Here is a 21343-nt window from a genome sequence, read left to right as displayed (position 1 = left end):
CCGCTGTTAATCGAACCCCCCGGCGAGCAATTTTTCGACAATCGCCTCGGCCGCTTCTTCCGCTGTCATTTCCACCGTGTCGACGGACATTTCCGGAGCTTCGGGTTCTTCATAGGGGCTGTCAATGCCAGTGAAATTCTTCAGCTGTCCGGCGCGGGCCTTGGCGTAGAGGCCCTTGACGTCGCGCGCTTCGGCCACTTCCATCGGCGTGCGCACGTAAATCTCGGTAAATTCGCCGTCCGCCATCATGCCGCGCACCAGCTGCCGTTCGGCGCGGAAGGGAGAGATGAACGCGGTCAGCACGATCAGCCCGGCATCGGTCATCAGCCGCGCGACCTCGCCGATCCGGCGGATATTTTCCACCCGGTCGGCATCGGTAAAGCCCAGATCGCGGTTGAGGCCGTGGCGCACATTGTCGCCATCCAGCAGGAAGGTGTGCTTGCCCATGGCGTGCAGCTTCTTCTCCACCAGATTGGCGATGGTCGATTTGCCCGATCCGGACAGGCCGGTGAACCACAGCACGCGCGGCTGCTGGTTTTTCAGCGCGGCATGGCCCTCGCGGCCCACCTCCAGCGCCTGCCAATGCACATTTTGCGAGCGGCGCAGCGCGAAATGGATGGTGCCCGCCGCCACCGTGGCATTGGTGAACCGGTCGATCAGGATGAAGCCGCCCAGATCGCGATTGTCGTCATAGCTTTCGAACACGATCGGCTTGTTGGTCGCGATCTCGGCAACGCCGATGGCGTTGAGTTCCAGCGTCTTGGCCGCCAGACGGTCCATGCTGTTGACGTCGATCTGATATTTGGGTTCCTGCACGCTGGCCTGCACCAGCTGCGATCCGATCTTCATGGCATAGGACCGCCCGGGCAGCAGCGCCTCGTCGTCCATCCAGACGATCGTCGCCTCGAACTGATCGGCCACTTGCGGGGGCGCGGCGGCAGCGGCGATCACATCGCCGCGCGAGCAATCGACTTCGTCTGCGAGCACCAGCGTGACCGACTGGCCGGCCACCGCTTCGTCCAGATCGCCATCGAAGGTGACGATGCGCGCAATCCGGCTGGTCTTGCCGGACGGCACGATCCGCACCTCGTCACCCGGCCTGACGGTGCCGCCGGCGATCTGGCCGGAGAAGCCGCGAAAATCCAGATCGGGCCGGTTGACCCATTGCACCGGCAGGCGGAAGGCACCGTCCTGCCGCGCGTCGATGCCCAGCTCGACCGTTTCCAGATGCTCGATCAGCGTCGGCCCGTCATACCAGGGGGTGGCGTCGCTTTTCGAGGCGATATTGTCGCCCGCCAGCCCGGAGATGGGAATGGCGGTGAAATCCTGGATGCCGATCCGCTGCGCGAACTGGCGATAGTCGGCCACAATGGCGTCGAACCTTGCCTGATCGTAATCGACCAGATCCATCTTGTTCACGGCCAGCACGATATTGTCGATGCCGACCAGATTGGCCAGGAAGCTGTGCCGCCGCGTCTGCGTGAGCACGCCCTTGCGGCCATCGACCAGGATGACGGCAAGATCGGCGGTCGAGGCGCCGGTGACCATGTTGCGCGTATATTGCTCATGCCCCGGCGTATCGGCGACGATGAACTTGCGCTTCTCGGTGGAGAAAAAGCGATAGGCGACATCGATGGTGATGCCCTGCTCGCGCTCCGCCGCCAGACCGTCGACCAGCAGCGCGAAATCGATATTCTGGCCCTGTGTGCCCTGCTTTTTGCTGTCCGCCTCCAGCGCCGCCAGCTGATCTTCGAAGATCATCTTCGAATCATACAGCAACCGGCCGATCAGCGTGGATTTGCCATCGTCCACGCTGCCGCAGGTGATGAAGCGCAACATGCTCTTGTGCTGATGCTGCTCCAGATAGGCGTCGATATCCTCCGCAATCAGCGCGTCGGTCTCATAGATCGTTTCGACATCGGCCATCAGAAATAGCCCTCCTGCTTCTTCTTTTCCATGCTGGCGGACTGATCGTGATCGATCGCGCGGCCCTGCCGTTCCGAGGTGGTGGTCAGCAGCATTTCCTGGATGATCTCGGGCAGGGTGGCCGCCTCGCTCTCGACCGCGCCGGTCAGCGGGTAGCAGCCCAGCGTGCGGAAGCGGATCGAGCGGGTGACCGGCTGCTCGCCATCCCGGAAACGGAAGCGATCGTCATCGACCATCAGCAGCATGCCGTCGCGCTCCACGGTCGGGCGCGGGGCACTGAAATAGAGCGGCACGATCTCGATATTTTCCAGATGGATATATTGCCAGATATCCAGCTCGGTCCAGTTGGACAGCGGGAAGACGCGGATGCTTTCGCCCGCCGCCTTGCGCGTGTTGTAGAGCTTCCATAATTCGGGGCGCTGGTTCTTCGGGTCCCAGCGGTGATTGGCGGTGCGGAAGGAGAAGATGCGCTCCTTGGCGCGGCTTTTTTCCTCGTCGCGCCGCGCGCCGCCAAAGGCCGCATCGAACCCATGCAGGTCGAGCGCCTGTTTCAGCCCCTCGGTCTTCCACATATCGGTGTGCATGGCGCCATGATCGAACGGATTGATCCCGCGTTCCTTGGCCTCCGGATTCTGATGGACGATCAGCTCCATGCCGGCATCGGCGGCGGCCTTTTCGCGCAGGGCGTACATTGCCTGGAATTTCCAGGTCGTGTCGACATGCATCAGCGGGAAGGGCGGGGGAGAGGGGTAGAAGGCCTTCTTGGCCAGATGCAGCATCACCGCGCTGTCCTTGCCCACCGAATAGAGCATCACCGGCTTTTCCGTTTCTGCCGCCACTTCCCGCATGATGTGGATGCTCTCGGCCTCGAGCCGCTGCAGATGGGTCAGGTTGGTGGCGGACATGATGGGCTCGCTTGCTCGCACGATGGAATAGAAAAGATCGTGCGCACGGGCGAAGACGCAGATCACAGGCTGTGCCAGAGGAGCTATGACATCGGCCAAAGCCCTTCAAGACGCGGCGGGCGTGCCCGGCCCAACCATTGTTTCAGGCCGCCATACCGCAGCTTTCGTCCGTCCCTGCGATGCCCGGCCCCGCAATTGCGGTCTCTGCGATGCCCGCCGCGCGATGGCGGTTCGTTCAGGGAACCGGCAGCTTGTCTGATCCATTGCTGCAGCGAAACGAACATGGAGTGTACCGATGACCTATTTTCGCCGTCCCGCCCTTGCCCTTCTGCTGGGCGCAGCCCTGCCTGCTGCCATGGCCCTGCCAGCATCGGCGGCATCTGCGGCGCAGGTGCAGGTGCCCTCGCAAGGCCCGGTCATCTCGCTGAGCGTGACCGAAGAGGTCCGCTCCAGCCCGGATGCGGCCAGCTTTGGCACCGGCGTGACCACCACGGCGCCCACGGCCAGCGCGGCGCTGCGCCAGAACAGCCAGCAGATGCAGGCCCTGATCAAGCGGATCAAGGCGCTCGGCGTGGAAGACAAGGATATCCAGACCAGCGGCATCAGCCTGAATGCGCAATATGACTATCCGCGCGATGGCGAGCGTCAGTTCACCGGCTATCAGGTGAGCAACATGGTCACCGTGACGGTGCGCAAGATCGACCGACTGGGCGATATGTTGGACAAGATCGTGGCGGGCGGCGCGGACAATCTCAACGGCCCACGTTTCTTCATTGCCGACGATATGGCAGTGAAAGCCGAAGCGCGTGCCAGAACGATCCGCAGTGCGCAGGCCCAGGCGCTCGCTTATGCCAAGGCGGCGGGCTATTCGGATATCCGCCTCCTCAGCATTTCCGAGGCGGTGTTCAATGGCGGCGGCGAACCGCAGCCGCCACGCCCGATGGCCGCGCGGCTCAAGGCCGAGGACGCATCCGCCCCTGTGCAGCCCGGTGAAGTCGGCACCAGTGTGACGGTGGCGTTCGATTATGAGATGGTCCGATAGCCTTTTCCTTGTGATACGCTGGCTGACAGACACATTCACAAAAGGTTCAATGGTTTATGGCTAGAGGGGAGGGACGATGCGAATAACGTCCCTCCTGATTGCCGCGATGCTGACGGCCACAGCGCCGATGGTGCCGCTGGCAACCTATGCCAATGCGCAATCCCATGACGACAGCGACCGGGCGCGCAATCATCTGGCGTCCGGACGAACGATGAGCCTGCGCGAGATCGAGCAGCTGGTGCTGCCCAAGATGCGCGGCATGCAATATCTCGGCCCGGAATATTTCCCGCGCGAGCAGATTTATCGGCTCAAGTTCCTCAAGGATGGCCGGGTCTATTTTGTCGAGGTGGATGCCACCACCGGCAAGATCATCGCCACCCGCTGAGGCGGAGACGTGCCGGGCGGCGGTGGGCTGCCGAAGTCGCCATGCCGTAGCAATGCAATTGCCGTGAACTAAGTGCTGCCCTAATCGTTACGCAGCAGTACAGACTGATATCGTCAGGCAATCCGGAGAATATGATGCGCGTCCTAATCGTCGAAGACGAACCCACGCTCGGCCAGCAGTTGAAATCCACGCTCGAGGGGATCGGCTATGCGGTCGATCTGTCGACCGACGGGGAAGACGGCCATTTCATGGGCTCCACCGAAAATTACGATGCCATCATTCTCGATCTTGGCCTGCCCGAAATCGACGGCCTGACGGTGCTGGACCGCTGGCGCAAGGAGGGGCGCAAGTTCCCCGTGCTGGTGCTGACAGCGCGCGACAGTTGGTCGGACAAGGTCGCCGGTCTTGACGCCGGGGCCGATGATTATCTGGCCAAGCCGTTCCAGACCGAAGAACTGATCGCGCGTCTGCGCGCGCTGATCCGCCGCGCGTCCGGCAATGCATCGAGCGAGCTGAACGCAGGCGACGTGCGGCTCGACACGCGCTCGGGCAAGGTCACGCTGGCCGGCGAGCCGGTGAAGCTTACCGCACAGGAATATAAGCTGCTGAGCTATCTCATGCATCACAAGGGCAAGGTGGTCAGCAGGACCGAGCTGATCGAACATATCTACGATCAGGATTTCGACCGGGACAGCAACACCATCGAGGTGTTCGTCACGCGTATTCGCAAGAAGCTGGGCGCGGAGGTCATCACCACCATTCGCGGCCTGGGTTACAGTCTTGAGGATCCCGACGCCTGAACCAGATCGCCGCCATCGATGCCGCGCCCGCTGCGCTCACGCCCGAAGGCGTGGCGGCTGCGGGCCATGCGGACCCTGCCCGCCAACCCCAGAACACCGGCTCGCTCAGCAAGCGCATGATCGGCGTGGCAGCGCTGTGGATCGGCGTGCTGTTGCTGGGCGGCGGGCTGGCGCTGGACCGGGTGCTGGTGAGCTCGGTCACCAACAATTTCGACGATCAACTCAATTACGTGCTGACCGCGATGATCGCATCGGCCGAGATCGACCCGGTCGGCGAGGTACGCCTCGTCCGGCCGCTTGGCGACCAGCGCTTTCTGGAGCCCAATAGCGGCCTCTATTATCAGATTTCCGGCGGCGACTACGCGCCTTATCCCTCACGCTCGCTGTGGGATCGTACCTTGCCGGTCAACACCGGTGAGACCTATCTCAGGCCGCATTTTCGCGATGTGGACAGCTTCCAGGGCGAACCGCTCCGGCTGGTCGAGCGGACGATCATCCTGCCGGACAGCGACATTCGCTGGAATTTCGCGGTCGCGCAGAGCACCGAAACGGTGACGAAGGACGTCAAGGAGTTGCGATCCACCCTGCTGGTGAGCTTCGCCATTCTGGGCATCGGGCTGGTGGTGATGGCGGCGCTGCAGACGCTATATGGCCTGTGGCCGCTGCGTTCGGTGCGGCTTGCGATTGCCGAGATGCGGTCCGGCCGCAAGAGCCGGATCACCGATCCCTTTCCCGAAGAGGTGATGCCCATGGTCGGCGAGCTCAACGCGCTGCTCGATCATAATGAGCGGCAGGCGGAGGAGGCGCGGCGACATGCCGGCAATCTGGCCCATGCGCTCAAGACCCCGCTGACCGTCATCATGAACGCGGCCACCGCCCGCGCGCCCGATCTCGATCAGGTGGTGATGCGCGAATCGACCACCATGCGCCGTCAGGTCGATCACCATCTGGCGCGCGCGCGTGCGGTCGGTCGGCGGGGGCATGCGCATAGCCGCGCGGACGTCTGGCCTTCGCTGGAATCGGTCGAGCGCGCCGTCGGTCGCCTGTACGAGGCGGTGCGGTTGGACATCAGCGGTGCGAAAGACGCCGCGGTGGCCTGCGAGCGGCAGGATCTGGACGAGATGCTGGGCAACCTCATTGAAAATGCCGCCAAATATGGCGGCGGCAGCGTGTTCGTGACCGTGGAAGAACTGGCCGACCGGGTGGAAATTCAGGTCGAGGATGACGGGATGGGCATTCCCGAAGATGAGCGTGAGCGCATCTTCGCGCGGGGCGCCCGGCTGGACACCGGCAAGCCCGGCACCGGCCTCGGCCTTGCGATCGTACGCGATGTGGCCGAGATCTACGAAGGCGGTATCACGCTGGAGGAAAGCGAGGATCTGGGCGGATTGCTGGCGCGGCTCTGGCTTCCAAAGGCGGCCCATTGATCCGCCGCTGACACCGATTCGAACCGGCGTTGCGCAGGCCGCCCGCTTTCGCTTGCGTTCGGCGTGGCGAGTTGCCACATCCCGCCAACCATGGCCACGAACGTTCATCAGCTGAAGCCGGGCCACGCGGCCTCCCTGGAACCCATGATGACGCTCGTGCAGGGCGACATGAACCGCGTGAACAGCGTGATTCTCGATCGCATGCAATCCAAGATCCCGCTCATTCCCGAACTGGCCGGCCATCTCATCGCCGGGGGCGGCAAGCGGTTGCGGCCGATGCTGACGCTGGCCTGCGCATCGCTGCTCGATTATCCCGGTGACCGCCACCACAAGCTGGCGGCGGCGGTGGAGTTCATCCACACCGCAACCTTGCTGCACGACGATGTGGTCGATGGATCGGACATGCGCCGGGGCAAAACGGCTGCGAACCTGATCTTCGGCAATCCGGCGGCCGTGCTGGTGGGCGATTTCCTGTTTTCGCGCAGTTTCGAGCTGATGGTCGAAGACGGTTCGCTGAAGGCGCTAAAAATTCTCAGCAACGCGTCCGCCGTCATTGCCGAGGGCGAGGTCGACCAGCTGACCGCGCAGCGCCAACTGGCGACGAATGAGGAGCATTATCTCACCATCATCGGTGCCAAGACCGCCGCCCTGTTCGCCGCCGCCTGCCGCATCGCCGCGGTGGTGGCCGAGCGTGACGACAAGGTGGAAGAGGCGCTCGACCGTTATGGCCGCAATCTCGGCATCGCCTTTCAGCTGGTTGACGATGCCATCGATTATGCTTCCGACAGCGAGACGATGGGCAAGGGCGTGGGCGACGATTTTCGCGACGGCAAGATCACGCTGCCCGTCATTCTGGCTTTCGCGCGCGGCAATGAGGAAGAGCAGGCCTTCTGGCGCGAAGCCATGGCCGGGCGGCGCGTATCGGATGATGATCTGGCGCATGCCACACAGCTGATGCACAGTCATGACGCGATTGCCGACAGCCTGGAGCGTGCCCGGCATTATGGCCAGCGCGCCATCGATGCCATTGCGCCGTTCCCCGCCGGTCCGGCCAAAGCGGCCCTGATAGAAGCCGTGGAGTTCGCGATCAGTCGCGCTTATTAGGCGGTCGTGACCACCGCTGCCACCACCAGCCCCGCCGGATCGTTCCGGCGTGAAGGCCTGTTGACGCTGCGCCTGGCGTTGCCGCTGGTCGTCGGCAATCTGGCGCAGGCGGCGATCAACACCACCGATGTGCTGATCCTCGGACGCTATGATGTCGACGCGCTGGCCGCTGCCGCGCTGGGCGTGAATCTCTACTGGGTGTTCGGCGTGTTCTGCATGGGGCTGGTGACCGCCACCTCGCCGCTGATCGCCGCGGAATATGGCGCGCGTTCCAACAGCGTTCGCGATATCCGGCGCACCGTGCGCCAGGCCATCTGGGCCAGTGCCGCCATCTGCATCCCGGTATGGGCGATCCTGTGGCATGCCGAGGCGATCTACCTGCTTCTCGGCCAGTCGCCCGATCTGTCCGAAGCGGCGGGGCGCTTCGTGCGCATCGCCATGTGGGGCCTGTTCCCTTGGCTCGTGGGTCTGGTGCTGCGCTATTTTGTCACCGCGCTGGAACGGCCGATGTGGGGCGTCTACGTGATGATGGCTGGCCTGGGGTTCAACGCGTTGGCTTGCTGGGTACTGGTGTTCGGCGCCTTTGGTTTGCCGGAGCTGGGGCTGGAAGGGGCGGCGATTGCCAACGCGCTGGCGCAGACGGTGCTGGGCATTGGCGGCGTGCTGGTGGTGACGGGCGTGCGGCGCTTCCGCCGCTACCGTTTGTTCGGCAACTTCTGGCGGCCGGACTGGCAGCGTTTCCGCGCCATCTTCAGCGTGGGCCTGCCGATCGCGATGACCTATGCGATGGAGATCACCGTCTTCTCCGCCGCAGTGTTCCTGATGGGCCTGATCGGCCGCGCCTCGCTCGCTGCGCATAGCGTGGCGATCCAGATCGCCGCGCTTGCCTTCATGGTGCCGCTGTCGATCGGTCAGGCGGCAACCGTTCGCGCGGGTATTTTCCATGGGCGGGCGGACAGCATCGGCCTGTCGCGCACCGGCAAGGTGGCACTGGCGCTCGGCCTGGCATCCGCTGCCTTGTCCTCTTTGCTCATGTGGCTGATCCCGGAAGAGTTGGTCGGCCTGTTCGTGCGGCCCGTCACGGCGGAAGATGCCGAGGTGTTTCGTTTGGCCGTTGCCTTTCTCGGCGTGGCGGCGGTGTTTCAACTGGTCGATTCGCTTCAGGCGGTGGGCGCCGGGCTTTTGCGCGGTATTCAGGACACGCGCGTGCCCATGCTGTTCGCCGGGCTTGGCTATTGGGTCATCGGTTTCACCCTGGGCTGGTACCTGGCCTTTCATACCGATCTGGCGGGCGTCGGCGTCTGGATCGGCCTGGCGGGCGGTCTTGCCGCAACAGCGGTGCTGATGTGCGGGCGCTGGCTGATGCGCGGGCGTCTGGGGCTCGCGCCGACCGCGCCATGAGCGCGCTGCCGATCGAGGCGGTGCTGCCCGATCTGCGGGCGGCCCTGCGCGATGGCACCCATGCCGTTCTGGTTGCACCGCCGGGGGCGGGCAAGACGACGATGGCCGCGCCCGCCTTGCTTGGCGAACCATGGTGCGATGGCGAGATATGGCTGCTCAGCCCCCGCCGCCTGGCCGCCCGCGCCGCCGCCGAGCGCATGGCCGAGCTGGCGGGTGAACCGGTGGGGCAGAGCATCGGTTATGCCACGCGCATGGACAGCAGGCGATCGGCCAAAACGCGCATTCTGGTGCTGACCGAAGGCATTTTCCGCAACCGCATCATCGCCGATCCGGAGCTGTCCGGCATTGCCGCCGTGCTGTTCGACGAAGTGCATGAGCGCAGCCTGGACAGCGACTTCAGCCTGGCGCTGGCGCTGGAAGCGCAGGCCGCGTTCCGGCCCGATCTGCGGTTGCTCGCCATGTCCGCCACGCTTGATGGCGCGCGCTTCTCGGCCTTGATGCACGGATGCCCGGTGATCGAGAGCGCGGGGCGCAGCCATGTGCTGGAGCATGTCCATCTCGGTCGCCGTGCCGAACGGCGGATCGAGGATGACATGGCCGGCGCGATCCAGCGGGCGCTGTCCGAACAGGAGGGCGATGTGCTCGCCTTCCTGCCCGGTGTCGGAGAGATCGAGCGCACCGGCGAGCGCCTGGCCGAGCGTCTGCCCCCGGCAATCCGCATCCTGCCATTGCACGGATCGCTCGACCCCGCCGATCAGCGCGCCGCCATCCGGCCCGATCCGGAGAGGCATCGCAAGGTCATCCTTGCCACCAGCATTGCCGAAACCAGCCTGACCATCGACGGCGTGCGCATCGTCGTCGATAGCGGTCTGGCGCGGCGTCCGCGCTTCGATCTGGCGGCGGGCACGCCCCGGCTGGTGACCGAACGGGTGAGCCGCGCCGGGGCGATCCAGCGGGCGGGGCGCGCGGCGCGGCAGGGGCCGGGCACGGCGTACCGGCTTTGGGAGGAGGCGGCGACCGGCGGGCTGATCCCCTATGATCCGCCGGAGATATTGGAGAGCGATCTGGCGCCGCTGGTGCTCGATTGCGCGCAATGGGGGGAGGCCGATCCGGCGGCGCTGCGCTGGCTCGATCCCCCGTCCGCCGCCGCGCTCAACCAGGCGCGGGCCACCTTGCAGGCGCTGGATGCCATCGACGAGCATGGTCACATCACCTCGCATGGCACGGCGCTCAGCGCGCTGCCAATGCCGCCGCATCTGGCGCATATGCTGGTGATCGCCGGCGCGCACGGGCAGGCGCGCGAAGGCGCGGAGGTGGCGGTGCTGTGCCAGGAGCGCGGGCTTGGCGGGCGCGGGGAGGATCTGGAGGGGCGGCTGCAGCGCTGGCGCGGCGACCGGGGCCGCAAGGCGGAGGCGGCGCGTGGCCTCGCCAAACGTTGGGCCGCCTTGGTGAAGACTGGGCAGGGCAAGCCGCTGTCGATCGGCGCGATGGTGGCGCTGGCCTTTCCGGACCGGCTGGCCAGACGGCGCAGTGCGGACGGGGCGGATTGGATATCGGCGGGCGGGCGCGGCTTCCGGCTCGATCCAGCCTCGCCGCTGGCACAGCAGGACTGGCTGGCCGTCGCGGACGTGCAGGGCGCTGCTGGCGGCGCGCGCATCTTGTCCGCCGCGGCGATTGGCGAAGACGCCCTGCGCGCGCTGTTCGCCGGGCGTATCGAGACGCGCCGGACCGTGCGGTACGATGCCAGGGCGCAGCGGATTGCGGCCATGCGCGAGGAGCGGCTGGGGGCCATCGCGCTGCGCAAGGGACAGGACGACGCGCCCGATGCCGAGGCGGTGCGTGCGGCGCTGCTGGCGGCGGTCGAGACGCATGGGCTGGCGCTGTTGCCATGGAGCGAGGCGGCCATCGCGCTACGCCGCCGCGCGGCCTTTGCCGGATCGGACGCGCTCGGCGATGCGGCGTTGCTCGCCAGCCTGGGGGCGTGGCTGGAGCCGTTGTTGATCGATATCACGCGCTTCGATGCGATTCCCGCGGGCGCCCTGTTCCAGGCGCTGGAAACGCAGCTGGGCTGGGACGAGGGTCAGCGCATCGCCGCCGCCGCGCCGCCGCGCTTCACCACCCCGGCGGGCACCACGCACGCGATCGATTACAGCGCCGAGGCTGGCCCTACGGTGGAGGCGCGGGTGCAGGCCTTTTACGGCCTGTCCGTGCATCCAACCGTCGGGCGGCCGCCGGTGCCGCTGGTGCTGTCGCTCACCAGCCCGGCGGGACGGCCGGTGCAGACCACGCGCGATCTGCCTGCCTTCTGGACCGGCAGCTGGGCCGATGTCGCTAAGGACATGCGCGGGCGCTATCCGCGCCATCACTGGCCGGACGATCCGGCGAACGCGACGGCCAGCCTGAAGACCAAACGTGCGCAGGCGCGCACAGGGCACTGATCGCAGCGCCAGGTTCACACAGGTCACACAGTCCAGAGCAGGAATGTGCCGGGTGCCTGTTGCGCGTGCAAAAGCGCCGGCGTTGCGCGCACTGCCCCTTTGCCCTTGGCTCGGGGTGATGACGGCATTGGGGGGAGGGCGACGCGTTCATCCCATCCGCCTGCCAAGCGAAATCCTATATTGCCAGAACAATTGCGGAACATGGTGCGGCTCGCCACGATCCATCTTGATTTCACGCGGCGGCGGGGGCAAGGAAATCGGCATGACCGCCCGCATCTATCAACGTCCCAAACATGCCATGCAGTCCGGCCGCGCGCTGACCGATCGCTGGATATTGGAATATGAGGCGGCGGAAGCCAAGCGCGCGGACCCGCTGACCGGCTGGGCCGGATCGGGCGATACCAAGCAACAGCTCACGCTGCGCTTCCCCAGCTGCGACGCGGCCAAGGCCTATGCCGAGAAGAATGGCATTGCCTATACGCTGGTGCCGACGCCCAGCAAGACGCTGAAAATACAGGCATACGCTGATAATTTCCGCTGATCGCGCGCGGTTTGGCGCTGCGGAGTGCAGCGTCTGACGGCGCAATGCGTTGGTCCCCTATGACCGATATGATCGAACAGTTGCGTGAAGACATGCAGCGCGCCGCCGCCAATGACGATTTCGAACTGGCGGCCCGCCTGCGGGACCGGATCAATCTGCTGCGCGGCGGGGCCGAAAGCGGCGATGTCGCGGCGGCCGATACCAGCGGTATCACCCGCCAGAAACCCGGCGCGATGGGCCTTGGCACCAGCCGCCAGAGCGTCTCCCCGCCCAAAGGGTGGAAGCCGCCGAAGAAGCCGGACCTGATGACCAAGGGCCATAGCAGACGCCGCGGCGATGCTTCGAAATCCTAGCGGACGCTAAAATCCAGCACCGTGAAGCGGGCCGGGGCGGTGGCGAACACGCCATGGCCACGCCCACCGGCAGAGCCAAAGGTGAAGCCCACCGTTTCGGCATTGGCCAAGGCGTCGCGAAAGGCCCGGGGCTGATCGACCGAATTCCGGCCGAGTACCGAAATCCACGGGGCGCTCAGGTCCACGGCCAGCCGGTGCACGCCGGGCGACAGATCGACCAGTGCGCCGCTGGGTGAATACCAGCGATAATATTGCCGGTCCCCCTTTGCTTTCCAATCGTCGCCACGCCGCTGAAAATAGAGCGATAATGTGGCCGCCTGGTCAGGAACTTCCTGCGGTACGAAGCGGGTGCCGGGCGCAGCATCGATACGATAGCGCAGCACGATCTGGCGGGCTCCGGCCATCGAAGCGGTATCGCGGGTAACATAATGCACATGGCCAGCGCGCGCGCTGGGATAGGGGAAATCGAACGCGGAGCCGTTGCGGGTCGGCGTCAGATACAGGGGCATGCCCTGCGAATAGTTCCGGCCCTTGATGATCGGGCCGATGTTCCATGCGTCTGCGCGGCTGGATGCTGCACGGCTGGACTCTGTGCGGCTGGACTGGGCCTCGGCCCGATCCGGCGACAAGAGGCTGTAGCCCGTCGCCGTCGCGGCCACGGCCAAAGCCGTCGCTGTCATGATTGCACGCATATCGATCACCTGTTGCCTTGGGACCGGGCGGTCCGTCGTCCTGAATATAGGAGGCAGAGTGGCGGGCGGCATATGTCGACGGGCTGAACATGACGGTCAGCCGATCGCCAGCATGGGATCAGCGCGGCAGGTTCCAGCCGGACATCAGCAGCGCCATCACCCGCACATCAATGCCCATGCCGCGCGCACGCATCCTATCGGTGAACGCTGGCAGGTCGGCGAGCGATACGCGGTGAACGGTGATGTCCTCGCCCTCCACGCCGCCGCCATCGCCGACCCGCTCCAGATCCTGCGCGCGGAACAGAGAGAAGCTTTCGCTCATCATGCCGGGCGAGGAATAGAATTCGCCCATGAATTCCATGCGGCCCGCGCGGTAGCCGGTTTCCTCCTCCAGCTCGCGCGTGGCGGCGGCGGCATCGTCTTCGTCCTGCGCGCCGTCTTCATCGCCGATCAGCCCGGCGGGCAGCTCGATGCACGGGCGGCTCATCGGCTCGCGATATTGCTCGACCAGAATGACCTTGTCGCCATCGAAGGCCAGGATCACCGCCGCACGGATGCTTCTTGGCCGCGCGACGAATTCCCATCGGCCGCGTTTTTTGGCGACGAGATATTGGCCTTCCCAGACGGTCTCGGTGGGTTCGGTGCTTCTGGCCATCGCGTCCTACAGTTCGATCAGGCGGTCGGGCAATTCATTGGGGTTGCCGTCCGATTTAGGGAAATGTTTGGCCAAGATGGTCCCGACGCGGTCGACGGCGGCGATCATCCCTGCGCCGGTGCGGCCCTGTTTCACTTCGTCGATCATCGCGCCCATCGCCTCGGCCCATTCTTCCGGCGCGACGACCTCGGCAATCGCGCTGTCGGCAACGATTTCCGCGCGATGCTCCATGGTCGACAGGAAGATCAATATGCCGGTTCTGCCATCGGTCCGGCTTTCCGTGCCGACCCGGAACAGATCGATGGCGCGGGCGCGGGCGCGGTCTTCTTTCACCGATTTGGGGGTGAGCGCCAGGCGCAGCGACATATTCTCCAGCATCAGGGTCGCGACGAAATAGATGAACACTGCCGTCGCCGCGATCGCCGTCAGGAAGGCGGCGGGGGAATAATCCTGGGACCAGCCACTGCTGAGCAGATCCATCGCATCGCGCCAGAAACCGGGGGTGATGGGCAGTGCGATCAGGAACAGCAGCGCCATGGCCGCGGCCCAGCGGCTGGCGATATCCTGATAATGATCGGACAGATCGGTGACGATCGTGACGATTTCGCCATCGCTGGACGCTTCCGCGCGCGCCACCGCAGCGCTGACCATGCGATGTTCTTCCTCGCTCAGACGGACGGGTTTGCGCATGTCACCAGCCCCCCGATGCGCCGCCGCCACCGAAGCTGCCGCCGCCGCCGGAGAACCCGCCAAAGCCGCCGCCACCGCCAAAGCCGCCGCCGCCACTGCCGCTGCCGAAGCCGCTGCCGCCGCTGCGCCCGTTACCGGCCATGCCGCTGAGCACGCCCCACAGGATCACGTCGCTCATCCCGCCACCACGGCGATAGCGCGATCGGCGTCCGCGCCTGCCCGCAATCATCGGGCCGATGAACATGAACGCCAGGAAACCCAGCCAGATAAGACCGGCCCAGGGAAATCCACCCTCTTGCCGTTGGCGCGCCTGCGCATCGGCAGCGGCCACGCGCGCGCGGGCCTCTTCGGGCGGTAGTTCCAGTTGGCTTACGATGCCGGCCACACCGGCCTGAATGCCTGCCGGATAGTCGCCCTCGCGGAATTTGGGAATGATCGCGCCTTCGATGATGGTCTTGGACAGCGTGTCGGTCAGCACCGGCTCCAGCCCGTAGCCGACTTCGATGCTGACTTGCCGTTCTTCCGGTGCCACCAGCAGGAGGACGCCGTCATCCTTGTCTTCGGCACCGATGCCCCAGTTGCGGCCGAGCTGATAACCGAAATCCTCGATCGGATAGCCCTGCAGACTGGGCACGGTGGCCACCACGAGCTGCCGTCCGGTGCGCTGTTCCAGCATCGCCAGTTCCTGCGTCAGCGACACCTCGTCGCTTTCGGACAGGATATCGGCCTGATCGACCACGCGGCCCGTCAACGCGGGGAAGTCCTGCGCCGCCGCAGGGGCGGCAAACGCTGCGATCATGAGCGCCAGCAGGCCGAACAGGCGAAGGGCGGCTGCGCATCGTCCGGCAAGCCTGGCTGTCAGCGCGTCGGGACCTCGTTCCGGGCCGGTCGTGGCGGTCAATGGGGCCATCAGCTCTTGCCGAACACTTCCGGTGCGTCCTCAGCGCCGGCATCGGCTTCGAACGGCACCAGCGGCTCTGCACCATGCACGATCTTGGCACCGATGATGTCCGGGAAGGTGCGGATGGTGGTGTTATAGTCCTGCACCGCCTGATTATAATCGCGCCGGGCGATGTTGATGCGGTTTTCGGTGCGTTCCAGCTCGTTCTGCAGCGCCAGGAAATTCTGGTTTGACTTGAGATCCGGATAGGCTTCGAAACTGGCGAGCAGGCGGCCGAGCGACTGGCCGAGCTGGCCCTGTGCCGCGCCGAACTGCTGCATCTTTTCCGGATCGCTCAGATCGTCCGCATTCACCTGGACCGATGTGGCCCGCGCGCGCGCTTCGGTCACTTCGGTCAGCACGGTGCGCTCCTGCTCGGCAAAGCGCTCGGCGGTATTGGCGAGATTCGGGATCAGATCGGCGCGGCGCTGATAGGCGGCCTCGACATCGGCCCAGCGTGCCTTGGCGTTTTCTTCCGCCGTCGGCACGCTGTTGATGCCGCAGGCGGAAAGCAGGCTGGCCGCCAGCGCGGCGATGAGCAATTTGGGCAATACAGGGCGCATGGGATCGTCCTTTCGGTCTTGTGCGTTTGCGCCATCTAACCGATCAGACCACCATGTCGCCACCGGCAATCGACAAGCCGCCGATGCGCGGTCATGAATATGGGCCAATATCGAACGCCCAACGACAAAAAGCAGGGAGCCGCTGATGTTCGCAGAGTTCAAGAAATTCATCCTGCGCGGGAACGTGCTGGATCTGGCCGTCGCCGTCATCATCGGCGCGGCTTTCGGCAAGATCACCACCTCGCTGACGGAAGATGTCATCATGCCGGTGGTCGGCGCGATTTTCGGCGGCCTGGATTTTTCCAGCTATTTCCTGCGGCTCGGTCCGGTGCCCGAAGGCTATGCCGGATCGATGACCAATTATGCCGAGCTGAAGGACGCCGGCGTGGCCTTGCTGGGCTATGGCCAGTTTCTCACGGTGGTGATCAATTTTGTAATTTTGGCGTTCATTATTTTCCTGATCATTCGCGCTGCCAATAAAGTGATGGCCGAGTTCGAGGAGAAGGACAAAACCACGGCTGCACCGGGGCCGAGCGAGGTGGAGCTGCTCAAGGAAATCCGCGACGAACTGCGCAAGCGTGACGGGGTGTAGCGGCGGCGATGCCCTGCCCGATGACAAGCGGGGCGAACGGACACTTTCCATTCAGAATCCAGCGCCTATATAGGGCTTGCCGGTTTCGACCGGATATGGCGATAAATTGTTCTGTGCAATAGGCGCAGCGGACCCGGGGGCAGTACCCGGCGGCTCCACCAAAACCCGCGGGAAACCGCGGTTCCTGATGGGGCCGAACCAGGATCGACGTGTGTTGAAAGACAGCGCTTTCGCCCGGGCTGAGTAACCCGTTCAAGGCTCAAAACTCATAAGTGCCAACGATAACGAAGCACTTGCTCTTGCAGCGTAATTGAGGCCCTCACGGGCTAAGATTACACTAATAGAACGCGGCCGGGTCGGCCGGGCAACAGAAAGACTACAGCGGTTCGGGGGGCACCGGGCAACAGAAGCTCCCCACTTTGCTCGGTCGCACGCAGCGCCGGGCAGCAAAAGCCTCTTCCTATTCCGAGCAACCGAATCCGGGCACCCACCGGCGGTCGGCTGGTGTTCATCTGCGGGCAGGCATGACGCTGGCCGGAAACGGTTTTCATGCGCGCGCCGGATGGTTATGGCGACGCTTCACGGGAGGCATCGTCATCCACTTTTTCGATCGGCTTTGCTCATGAATCTCGCGCAGCGCTATCATGACATCATCCTTGCGATCGGCGACGGCACCGGCGCGTCCGATTCGCTGCTGCATGTCCATGCCGGCATGGCGGTGCTGCTGCTGGCGCGATTGATCACCGGCAAGTCGCTGGCCACGCCCATTCCCTTCCTGATCGTGTGCGTGGCGGAACTGTTCAACGAAATCATGGACCGGCTGAGCTTCGGCAGCTGGCGGGTGATGGACACCAGTCTGGACGTGCTGAACACGCTGTTCTGGCCGTTCGTGCTGATGATCGGCCTAAGGATCCGGCGTTTGCGCGATCACCGGTCGGAGCCGCCGCGCGCGCCCGACCGGGCAGAGGACATGCCCGCCTAAACCGCCGCTACGTTCGGCTTATTCATATTGTTCGAGCGTGCGTTCCAGATCGACGGCCTGCAGCATCTTGGCACCGGCCATGAACACGGCGAGGCAGCAGCAGCCGAACATCAGCCAGCCGAGCCAGCCGGGATAGGTCGTCACATAGGTCGCGCCGCGCTGCGTTGCGCCCAGTGCCAGGCCAAAGGTGATGAGAAACACCTCCGCGCGTGTTCTGACGATGAAAAGGCGGAGAAATTTGTGCAGCACGGACATGTTAACGTTTAAGCAACCATCATGCCAAGGGCGGATTTCCGGCTTCGTTACGCAGCCGATCGATTCCCCCTGTAAAGATTACCGACGCTTTAACCATATCTTCCCAGCAGGCGCGCTGTGGTCATTCCAGCTCGCGCAGTTCCAGCGCGCCTAGCAAGGCGGCGCGTGCGGCGCGGACCTGATCGGCCAATGCCGGATCGGCCAATTGGCCCGGCGCGATGTCTTCCGGCCAATATTCCGATACCACCGCCGCGATGCGGTCCAGCTTGGCCTCGTCCGCGATGAAGCGCTGATCGACCGTGGCCGGATCCGCCACCACGCGCAGGCGCAGGCAGGCGGGGCCGCCGCCATTGGCCATGGACTGGCGCACATCGACGGGCACGATCTGCCGGATCGGGCCGTTGCCCGCCGTAAGCTCGGTCAGATAGGCTTGCACGCTGGGCGTTTCGGTCGCCTCCAGCGGCACGATCAGCGCCATCCCCGCGCCGCCCGGCCCGCCCTCATCCGGCCCGCCCTCATTTGGCAAGGTGACCAGCTGCGCGTTGAACAGATAGCTCGAAATGGCGTCGGCCAGGCTGACGCTGGCGGCGGGCACGATAATGATCTCGGCGGCCGGAAATTTGGCGCGGATTTCGGCATAGGTCGCGTCGGGATCGGCAAAGGCCAGCTCATGCGTGAACAGCACCTGCTCGTTCGCCACGGCGACCACGTCGTTGTGAAACGCGCCCGCCGCGATGGCGGCTTCCGCCTGTTCGATGAAGATGGTGCGCTCAGGGTCCAGCCCGTGGCCGCGCGCCACCGCCTTGCTCGCCTCGATATGCTGGCGCGCGGGAAAGCCGCCGCCCGCGCGGCCATAGACGAACAGCTCGATGCCTGGCGCGTCATGGCTGGCGGCCATGCGCATATGATTGGCCGCGCCTTCATCGCCAAAGGGGGCGGGGACAGGGCCGTGGACGGCGAAATGCGCTTCGTCCGAGAAGGCCAGTCGAAGCTGCGCCAGCGTGCCGCGCCATTCATGGCTGCGATGGGCCATGGTGACGAGATTGGCGACGGTGAGGTGGCAGCGGCCATCGGGCGTATCGGGCGCGGGCGAAACGGTGGCGGCGTTGGCCGTCCACATCGAGGAGGCCGAATAGGCCGCGGCGCGCAGATGATCCTCGGCTGTGGATACATCCGTGGACAGGCTGTGCAGCCATTGTGCATCGGGCCGGTCGAGCGGCAGCAGAAAGCCCTGCGGCAGACCGCGCCGCAGATTGCCGCGCATCTTCTCGATCCCCTGCAGCGCCGCCGCGCGCGGATGCGCGACCGCGCCCTTGTTGCTGGTCGCCGCCAGATTGCCGGGGCTCAGCCCTGCATAATTATGGCTGGGGCCGATCAGGCCGTCGAAATTGATCTCGGTCAGGGGCATCAGCGTGCGATCCAGCTGACATCATGGCCTTCGGACAGGTTCAGCCGCTTGGCCGCATCCGCGTCGATCAGCACGCCGTCATCGCTGCGCATGGCCTTGGCATAGCCGCAGCGCCAATCGGACAGGCGGCCGGTGGCCACCAGCGCCTTTTCCCCGCTTTCGGTGATCCCCGCCATCGGTGCATCCTCGGCATCGCGCACGGTGGTCACCTGATCGGTGCGGGCTACCATGCTGGGGCCGCCATCGAAAATATCGACATAGCCGTCATAGGCGAAGCCTTCATTCTCCAGCATCCGCATCGCCGCGCGGCCGCTGGGATGGGGCAGGCCGATCACGGCGCGCGCGCTCTCGCTCAGCATCGCGGTGTAGATGGGGTGCTTGGGCATCAGATCGGCAATGAACTGGTTGCCATGGGTGGCGTTGAAATAGTCCGCTTCCTGAAAGCTCATGCCGAAGAAACGCCCGGCGATCCCGTCCCAGAAAGGCGAGCCGCCAGCCTCGTCGATAATGCCGCGCAGCTCCGCGAGGATCCGGTCGCCGAACCGTGCGCGGTGCTGGCGAATGAACAAATAGCGGCTGCGCGCCAGCAACATGCCCAGCCCGCCCGCGCGGTGATTGGGGTGCAGGAACAGCCCGCCGACTTCGCTCGATCCTTCCAGATCGGTCACGAGGCTGAGCATTTCGGCACGGAAGGTGCGGTTCAGCTCCTCGCTCTGCTGGCTGAGCGTGCTGATGCGGTAGCTGTAAAACGGCCAGCGCTGGCCGACCTGCGCGAACAGCTGGCAGGTGCCGCGCACTTCGCCCGTTTCCACCTCTTCGAGTGCCAGCACGAACAGATCGTCCTGCAGCTCGTGACCGACGCGGGTGAACGCTTCCTCGGACCGGGCCAGCTTGGCGGTGAGCGATTTGCGATCGGCGGGCAGATTGGTGAAGCCGCCCCCGGTCAATTTGGCCATTTCATACAGCGCATCGAGATCGCTGGGGCGGGCGGCGCGGACGATATAGGCCATTACAGGGCTCCCTCTGCCAGGCGCAGCACGGTGAGCGCGGACAGACGCGCCCGCTCTGCCAGGCTGTCGACGATCAGAATTTCGTCCGCGCTGTGGATGGCGTCGCCGCGCACGCCCATGGTGTCGACCACCGGGATGCCGCAATCGGCGATATTGTTGCCGTCGCACACGCCGCCGGTGGCGCGCCAGCCGATATCCAGGCCCAGATCCGCGCCGGAGCGCTTCACCAGCCCGAACAGCTTTTCGGCCCCCTCGGACAGCGGCTTGGGCGGTCTGCCAAAGCCGCCATGCGGCTGCACCGTCACCTCATGTTCCAGCGCGATGGCGGCACAGGCGCGCTCCAGCGCTTCTTCCGCCTCCTGCTGATCGCGTGGATGTTCGGGGCGGAAATTGATGCGCAATATGGCGTGATCGGGCACCACATTATTGGCGCCGCCACCGTCGATCTTGGCCGGGTTCACCGACAGCCCGTCGCGCATCAGCGCTTTCAGACGCAGCGCCAGATCGGCCGCGGCGACGATGGCGTTGCGCCCGTCACGCGGGTTGCGCCCGGCATGCGCGTTGCGCCCGCCAATCTTTATCGAATAGTTGCCGCTGCCGCCCCGCGCGCCCGCCAGCGTGCCGTCCGGCAGCGCGGGTTCATAGGTCAGCGCGGCGGTCTTGCCCTGCGCCAGCCGCGCGATCAACGCGGCGGAGGAGCCGGAGCCGACCTCCTCATCGCTGTTGATCATGATCTGATAACCGATGCGGTCTTTCGCCGCGCTCGATTCCACCGCCATCAGGGCGTGGAGCATGACGGCGATGCCGCCCTTCATGTCCGCCACGCCGGGGCCGTTGAGGATATTGTCCTCGCGCCAGTGCAGCTCTTGAAAGTCGCTCTCGGCGGGAAACACCGTGTCCATATGGCCGGTGAACAGCAGTTGCACCGGCGCACCCGGCCGCACGGTCGTGACCAGATGCCGGCCGCGATTGAGTTGCTGGATGGTGCCGTCCGGCTCCATCGTCTCGACCGGATCGGGCTGCACCAGCTCGACCTCGCCCGGCAGCGCGGAAAAGGCATCGCCCAGCTGCTGCGCCATGGCGGCCAGCCCCTGAAGATTCTTGGTGCCGCTATTGATCTTGGCCCAGGCCATCGTGCGATCGAGCATGGGGGCCTGCTCGATCTGGTCGAGGACGGATTGTTCGGTGCTGTTCAGTGCTGTCATGGGAACGGGATAGCGCGGGCAGCGGTGAG

The 21343-nt window shown here is 65.1% G+C and carries 22 protein-coding genes and 1 other RNA gene; 12 read left to right on the top strand and 11 right to left on the bottom strand.

Annotated features, from left to right (window positions below; translation table 11 throughout):
• Window positions 1–6: 6 nt before the first annotated feature.
• Together cysN and cysD are read right to left on the bottom strand one after the other, a co-directional pair.
• Complete coding sequence (cysN, locus tag G410_RS0109555) at window positions 7–1926, bottom strand: sulfate adenylyltransferase subunit CysN (protein WP_022673431.1); 1920 nt, start codon at window positions 1924–1926, stop codon at window positions 7–9.
• Window positions 1926–2831, bottom strand: a complete 906-nt coding sequence (cysD, locus tag G410_RS0109550; RefSeq protein WP_028971308.1) for a sulfate adenylyltransferase subunit CysD — start codon at window positions 2829–2831, stop codon at window positions 1926–1928. The genes cysN and cysD overlap by 1 nt, the downstream gene beginning before the upstream one ends.
• Before the next feature lie 295 nt (window positions 2832–3126).
• Between cysD and G410_RS0109545 the strand changes: the two genes are divergently transcribed.
• The 9 genes from G410_RS0109545 (at window position 3127) to G410_RS0109505 (ending at window position 12322) form a co-directional block, all read left to right on the top strand.
• Complete coding sequence (locus tag G410_RS0109545) at window positions 3127–3873, top strand: SIMPL domain-containing protein (RefSeq protein WP_022673429.1); 747 nt, start codon at window positions 3127–3129, stop codon at window positions 3871–3873.
• A 76-nt stretch (window positions 3874–3949) separates the two neighbouring features.
• Entirely contained in the window at window positions 3950–4258 is a 309-nt protein-coding gene (locus tag G410_RS0109540) for a PepSY domain-containing protein (RefSeq protein WP_022673428.1), read from the top strand.
• Window positions 4259–4392: 134 nt separating this feature from the next.
• Window positions 4393–5058 (top strand): response regulator transcription factor, encoded by a 666-nt coding sequence (locus G410_RS0109535; protein ID WP_022673427.1) that lies wholly within the window; start codon window positions 4393–4395, stop codon window positions 5056–5058.
• Between the two features lie 116 nt (window positions 5059–5174).
• Window positions 5175–6485: a sensor histidine kinase gene (locus tag G410_RS0109530; RefSeq protein ID WP_028971307.1), complete on the top strand. Its 1311-nt coding sequence runs from the start codon at window positions 5175–5177 to the stop codon at window positions 6483–6485.
• 90 nt (window positions 6486–6575) lie between these two features.
• Window positions 6576–7589, top strand: coding sequence for a polyprenyl synthetase family protein (locus G410_RS0109525; protein WP_022673425.1), 1014 nt, complete (start codon window positions 6576–6578; stop codon window positions 7587–7589).
• Window positions 7590–7595: 6 nt separating this feature from the next.
• Window positions 7596–8990, top strand: coding sequence for an MATE family efflux transporter (locus tag G410_RS0109520; RefSeq protein WP_022673424.1), 1395 nt, complete (start codon window positions 7596–7598; stop codon window positions 8988–8990).
• Complete coding sequence (gene hrpB / locus G410_RS0109515) at window positions 8987–11428, top strand: ATP-dependent helicase HrpB (protein ID WP_028971305.1); 2442 nt, start codon at window positions 8987–8989, stop codon at window positions 11426–11428. The genes G410_RS0109520 and hrpB overlap by 4 nt, the downstream gene beginning before the upstream one ends.
• Window positions 11429–11690: 262 nt before the next feature.
• Window positions 11691–11969 carry an ETC complex I subunit gene (locus tag G410_RS0109510; RefSeq protein WP_028971304.1) on the top strand — a complete coding sequence of 93 codons (279 nt, stop codon included), beginning with the start codon at window positions 11691–11693 and terminating at the stop codon, window positions 11967–11969.
• A gap of 59 nt (window positions 11970–12028) precedes the next feature.
• Entirely contained in the window at window positions 12029–12322 is a 294-nt protein-coding gene (locus G410_RS0109505; RefSeq protein ID WP_022673421.1) for a UvrB/UvrC motif-containing protein, read from the top strand.
• Here the strand turns inward: G410_RS0109505 and G410_RS0109500 are convergent.
• From G410_RS0109500 to G410_RS0109480, 5 genes are all read right to left on the bottom strand, one after another.
• Window positions 12319–13014: a hypothetical protein gene (locus tag G410_RS0109500; RefSeq protein ID WP_033317557.1), complete on the bottom strand. Its 696-nt coding sequence runs from the start codon at window positions 13012–13014 to the stop codon at window positions 12319–12321. The two genes, G410_RS0109505 and G410_RS0109500, sit on opposite strands and share 4 nt — an antisense overlap.
• A 118-nt stretch (window positions 13015–13132) precedes the next feature.
• On the bottom strand, window positions 13133–13669 hold the full coding sequence (locus tag G410_RS0109495) for an NUDIX hydrolase (protein WP_022673419.1): 537 nt from the start codon (window positions 13667–13669) through the stop codon (window positions 13133–13135).
• A 6-nt stretch (window positions 13670–13675) separates the two neighbouring features.
• On the bottom strand, window positions 13676–14359 hold the full coding sequence (locus tag G410_RS0109490; RefSeq protein ID WP_022673418.1) for a TPM domain-containing protein: 684 nt from the start codon (window positions 14357–14359) through the stop codon (window positions 13676–13678).
• A 1-nt stretch (window position 14360) separates the two neighbouring features.
• Window positions 14361–15158, bottom strand: coding sequence for a TPM domain-containing protein (locus G410_RS0109485; RefSeq protein WP_033317556.1), 798 nt, complete (start codon window positions 15156–15158; stop codon window positions 14361–14363).
• 110 nt (window positions 15159–15268) lie between these two features.
• On the bottom strand, window positions 15269–15862 hold the full coding sequence (locus G410_RS0109480; RefSeq protein WP_022673416.1) for a LemA family protein: 594 nt from the start codon (window positions 15860–15862) through the stop codon (window positions 15269–15271).
• 145 nt (window positions 15863–16007) lie between these two features.
• Between G410_RS0109480 and mscL the strand changes: the two genes are divergently transcribed.
• From mscL to G410_RS16275, 3 genes are all read left to right on the top strand, one after another.
• Window positions 16008–16454, top strand: coding sequence for a large conductance mechanosensitive channel protein MscL (mscL, locus tag G410_RS0109475; RefSeq protein ID WP_022673415.1), 447 nt, complete (start codon window positions 16008–16010; stop codon window positions 16452–16454).
• Window positions 16455–16494: 40 nt separating this feature from the next.
• Window positions 16495–16837: a transfer-messenger RNA gene (ssrA, locus tag G410_RS17720) on the top strand.
• Between the two features lie 239 nt (window positions 16838–17076).
• On the top strand, window positions 17077–17436 hold the full coding sequence (locus tag G410_RS16275; RefSeq protein ID WP_022673414.1) for a hypothetical protein: 360 nt from the start codon (window positions 17077–17079) through the stop codon (window positions 17434–17436).
• Window positions 17437–17454: 18 nt separating this feature from the next.
• On the opposite strand, the gene G410_RS0109465 is transcribed toward G410_RS16275, so the two are convergent.
• From G410_RS0109465 to G410_RS0109450, 4 genes are all read right to left on the bottom strand, one after another.
• Window positions 17455–17637: a hypothetical protein gene (locus G410_RS0109465; RefSeq protein WP_245559333.1), complete on the bottom strand. Its 183-nt coding sequence runs from the start codon at window positions 17635–17637 to the stop codon at window positions 17455–17457.
• 175 nt (window positions 17638–17812) lie between these two features.
• Window positions 17813–19099: an N-succinylarginine dihydrolase gene (locus tag G410_RS0109460; RefSeq protein ID WP_022673412.1), complete on the bottom strand. Its 1287-nt coding sequence runs from the start codon at window positions 19097–19099 to the stop codon at window positions 17813–17815.
• Window positions 19099–20109 (bottom strand): arginine N-succinyltransferase, encoded by a 1011-nt coding sequence (locus tag G410_RS0109455; protein WP_022673411.1) that lies wholly within the window; start codon window positions 20107–20109, stop codon window positions 19099–19101. Before G410_RS0109455 ends, G410_RS0109460 begins: the two co-directional genes overlap by 1 nt.
• Window positions 20109–21314 (bottom strand): hydrolase, encoded by a 1206-nt coding sequence (locus tag G410_RS0109450; RefSeq protein ID WP_022673410.1) that lies wholly within the window; start codon window positions 21312–21314, stop codon window positions 20109–20111. Before G410_RS0109450 ends, G410_RS0109455 begins: the two co-directional genes overlap by 1 nt.
• Between the last annotated feature and the right edge of the window lie 29 nt (window positions 21315–21343).

Origin of the sequence: Novosphingopyxis baekryungensis DSM 16222, assembly GCF_000420305.1 — a bacterium.
Classification (GTDB): domain Bacteria; phylum Pseudomonadota; class Alphaproteobacteria; order Sphingomonadales; family Sphingomonadaceae; genus Novosphingopyxis; species Novosphingopyxis baekryungensis.
This window is presented reverse-complemented; position numbering and strand designations above follow the sequence as displayed.

Coding starts and splice junctions, on each gene's coding strand:
- G410_RS0109480 (WP_022673416.1), bottom strand. CDS start 15,862: ATGCGCCCTGTATTGCCCAAATTGCTCATCGCCGCGCTGGCGGCCAGC.
- G410_RS0109455 (WP_022673411.1), bottom strand. CDS start 20,109: ATGGCCTATATCGTCCGCGCCGCCCGCCCCAGCGATCTCGATGCGCTG.
- G410_RS0109545 (WP_022673429.1), top strand. CDS start 3,127: ATGACCTATTTTCGCCGTCCCGCCCTTGCCCTTCTGCTGGGCGCAGCC.
- G410_RS0109525 (WP_022673425.1), top strand. CDS start 6,576: ATGGCCACGAACGTTCATCAGCTGAAGCCGGGCCACGCGGCCTCCCTG.
- G410_RS0109500 (WP_033317557.1), bottom strand. CDS start 13,014: ATGCGTGCAATCATGACAGCGACGGCTTTGGCCGTGGCCGCGACGGCG.
- G410_RS0109540 (WP_022673428.1), top strand. CDS start 3,950: ATGCGAATAACGTCCCTCCTGATTGCCGCGATGCTGACGGCCACAGCG.
- G410_RS0109460 (WP_022673412.1), bottom strand. CDS start 19,099: ATGCCCCTGACCGAGATCAATTTCGACGGCCTGATCGGCCCCAGCCAT.
- G410_RS0109510 (WP_028971304.1), top strand. CDS start 11,691: ATGACCGCCCGCATCTATCAACGTCCCAAACATGCCATGCAGTCCGGC.
- cysD (WP_028971308.1), bottom strand. CDS start 2,831: ATGTCCGCCACCAACCTGACCCATCTGCAGCGGCTCGAGGCCGAGAGC.
- G410_RS0109505 (WP_022673421.1), top strand. CDS start 12,029: ATGACCGATATGATCGAACAGTTGCGTGAAGACATGCAGCGCGCCGCC.
- G410_RS0109535 (WP_022673427.1), top strand. CDS start 4,393: ATGCGCGTCCTAATCGTCGAAGACGAACCCACGCTCGGCCAGCAGTTG.
- mscL (WP_022673415.1), top strand. CDS start 16,008: ATGTTCGCAGAGTTCAAGAAATTCATCCTGCGCGGGAACGTGCTGGAT.
- G410_RS0109450 (WP_022673410.1), bottom strand. CDS start 21,314: ATGACAGCACTGAACAGCACCGAACAATCCGTCCTCGACCAGATCGAG.
- G410_RS0109530 (WP_028971307.1), top strand. CDS start 5,175: ATGATCGGCGTGGCAGCGCTGTGGATCGGCGTGCTGTTGCTGGGCGGC.
- G410_RS0109490 (WP_022673418.1), bottom strand. CDS start 14,359: ATGCGCAAACCCGTCCGTCTGAGCGAGGAAGAACATCGCATGGTCAGC.
- hrpB (WP_028971305.1), top strand. CDS start 8,987: ATGAGCGCGCTGCCGATCGAGGCGGTGCTGCCCGATCTGCGGGCGGCC.
- cysN (WP_022673431.1), bottom strand. CDS start 1,926: ATGGCCGATGTCGAAACGATCTATGAGACCGACGCGCTGATTGCGGAG.
- G410_RS0109485 (WP_033317556.1), bottom strand. CDS start 15,158: ATGATCGCAGCGTTTGCCGCCCCTGCGGCGGCGCAGGACTTCCCCGCG.
- G410_RS16275 (WP_022673414.1), top strand. CDS start 17,077: ATGAATCTCGCGCAGCGCTATCATGACATCATCCTTGCGATCGGCGAC.
- G410_RS0109495 (WP_022673419.1), bottom strand. CDS start 13,669: ATGGCCAGAAGCACCGAACCCACCGAGACCGTCTGGGAAGGCCAATAT.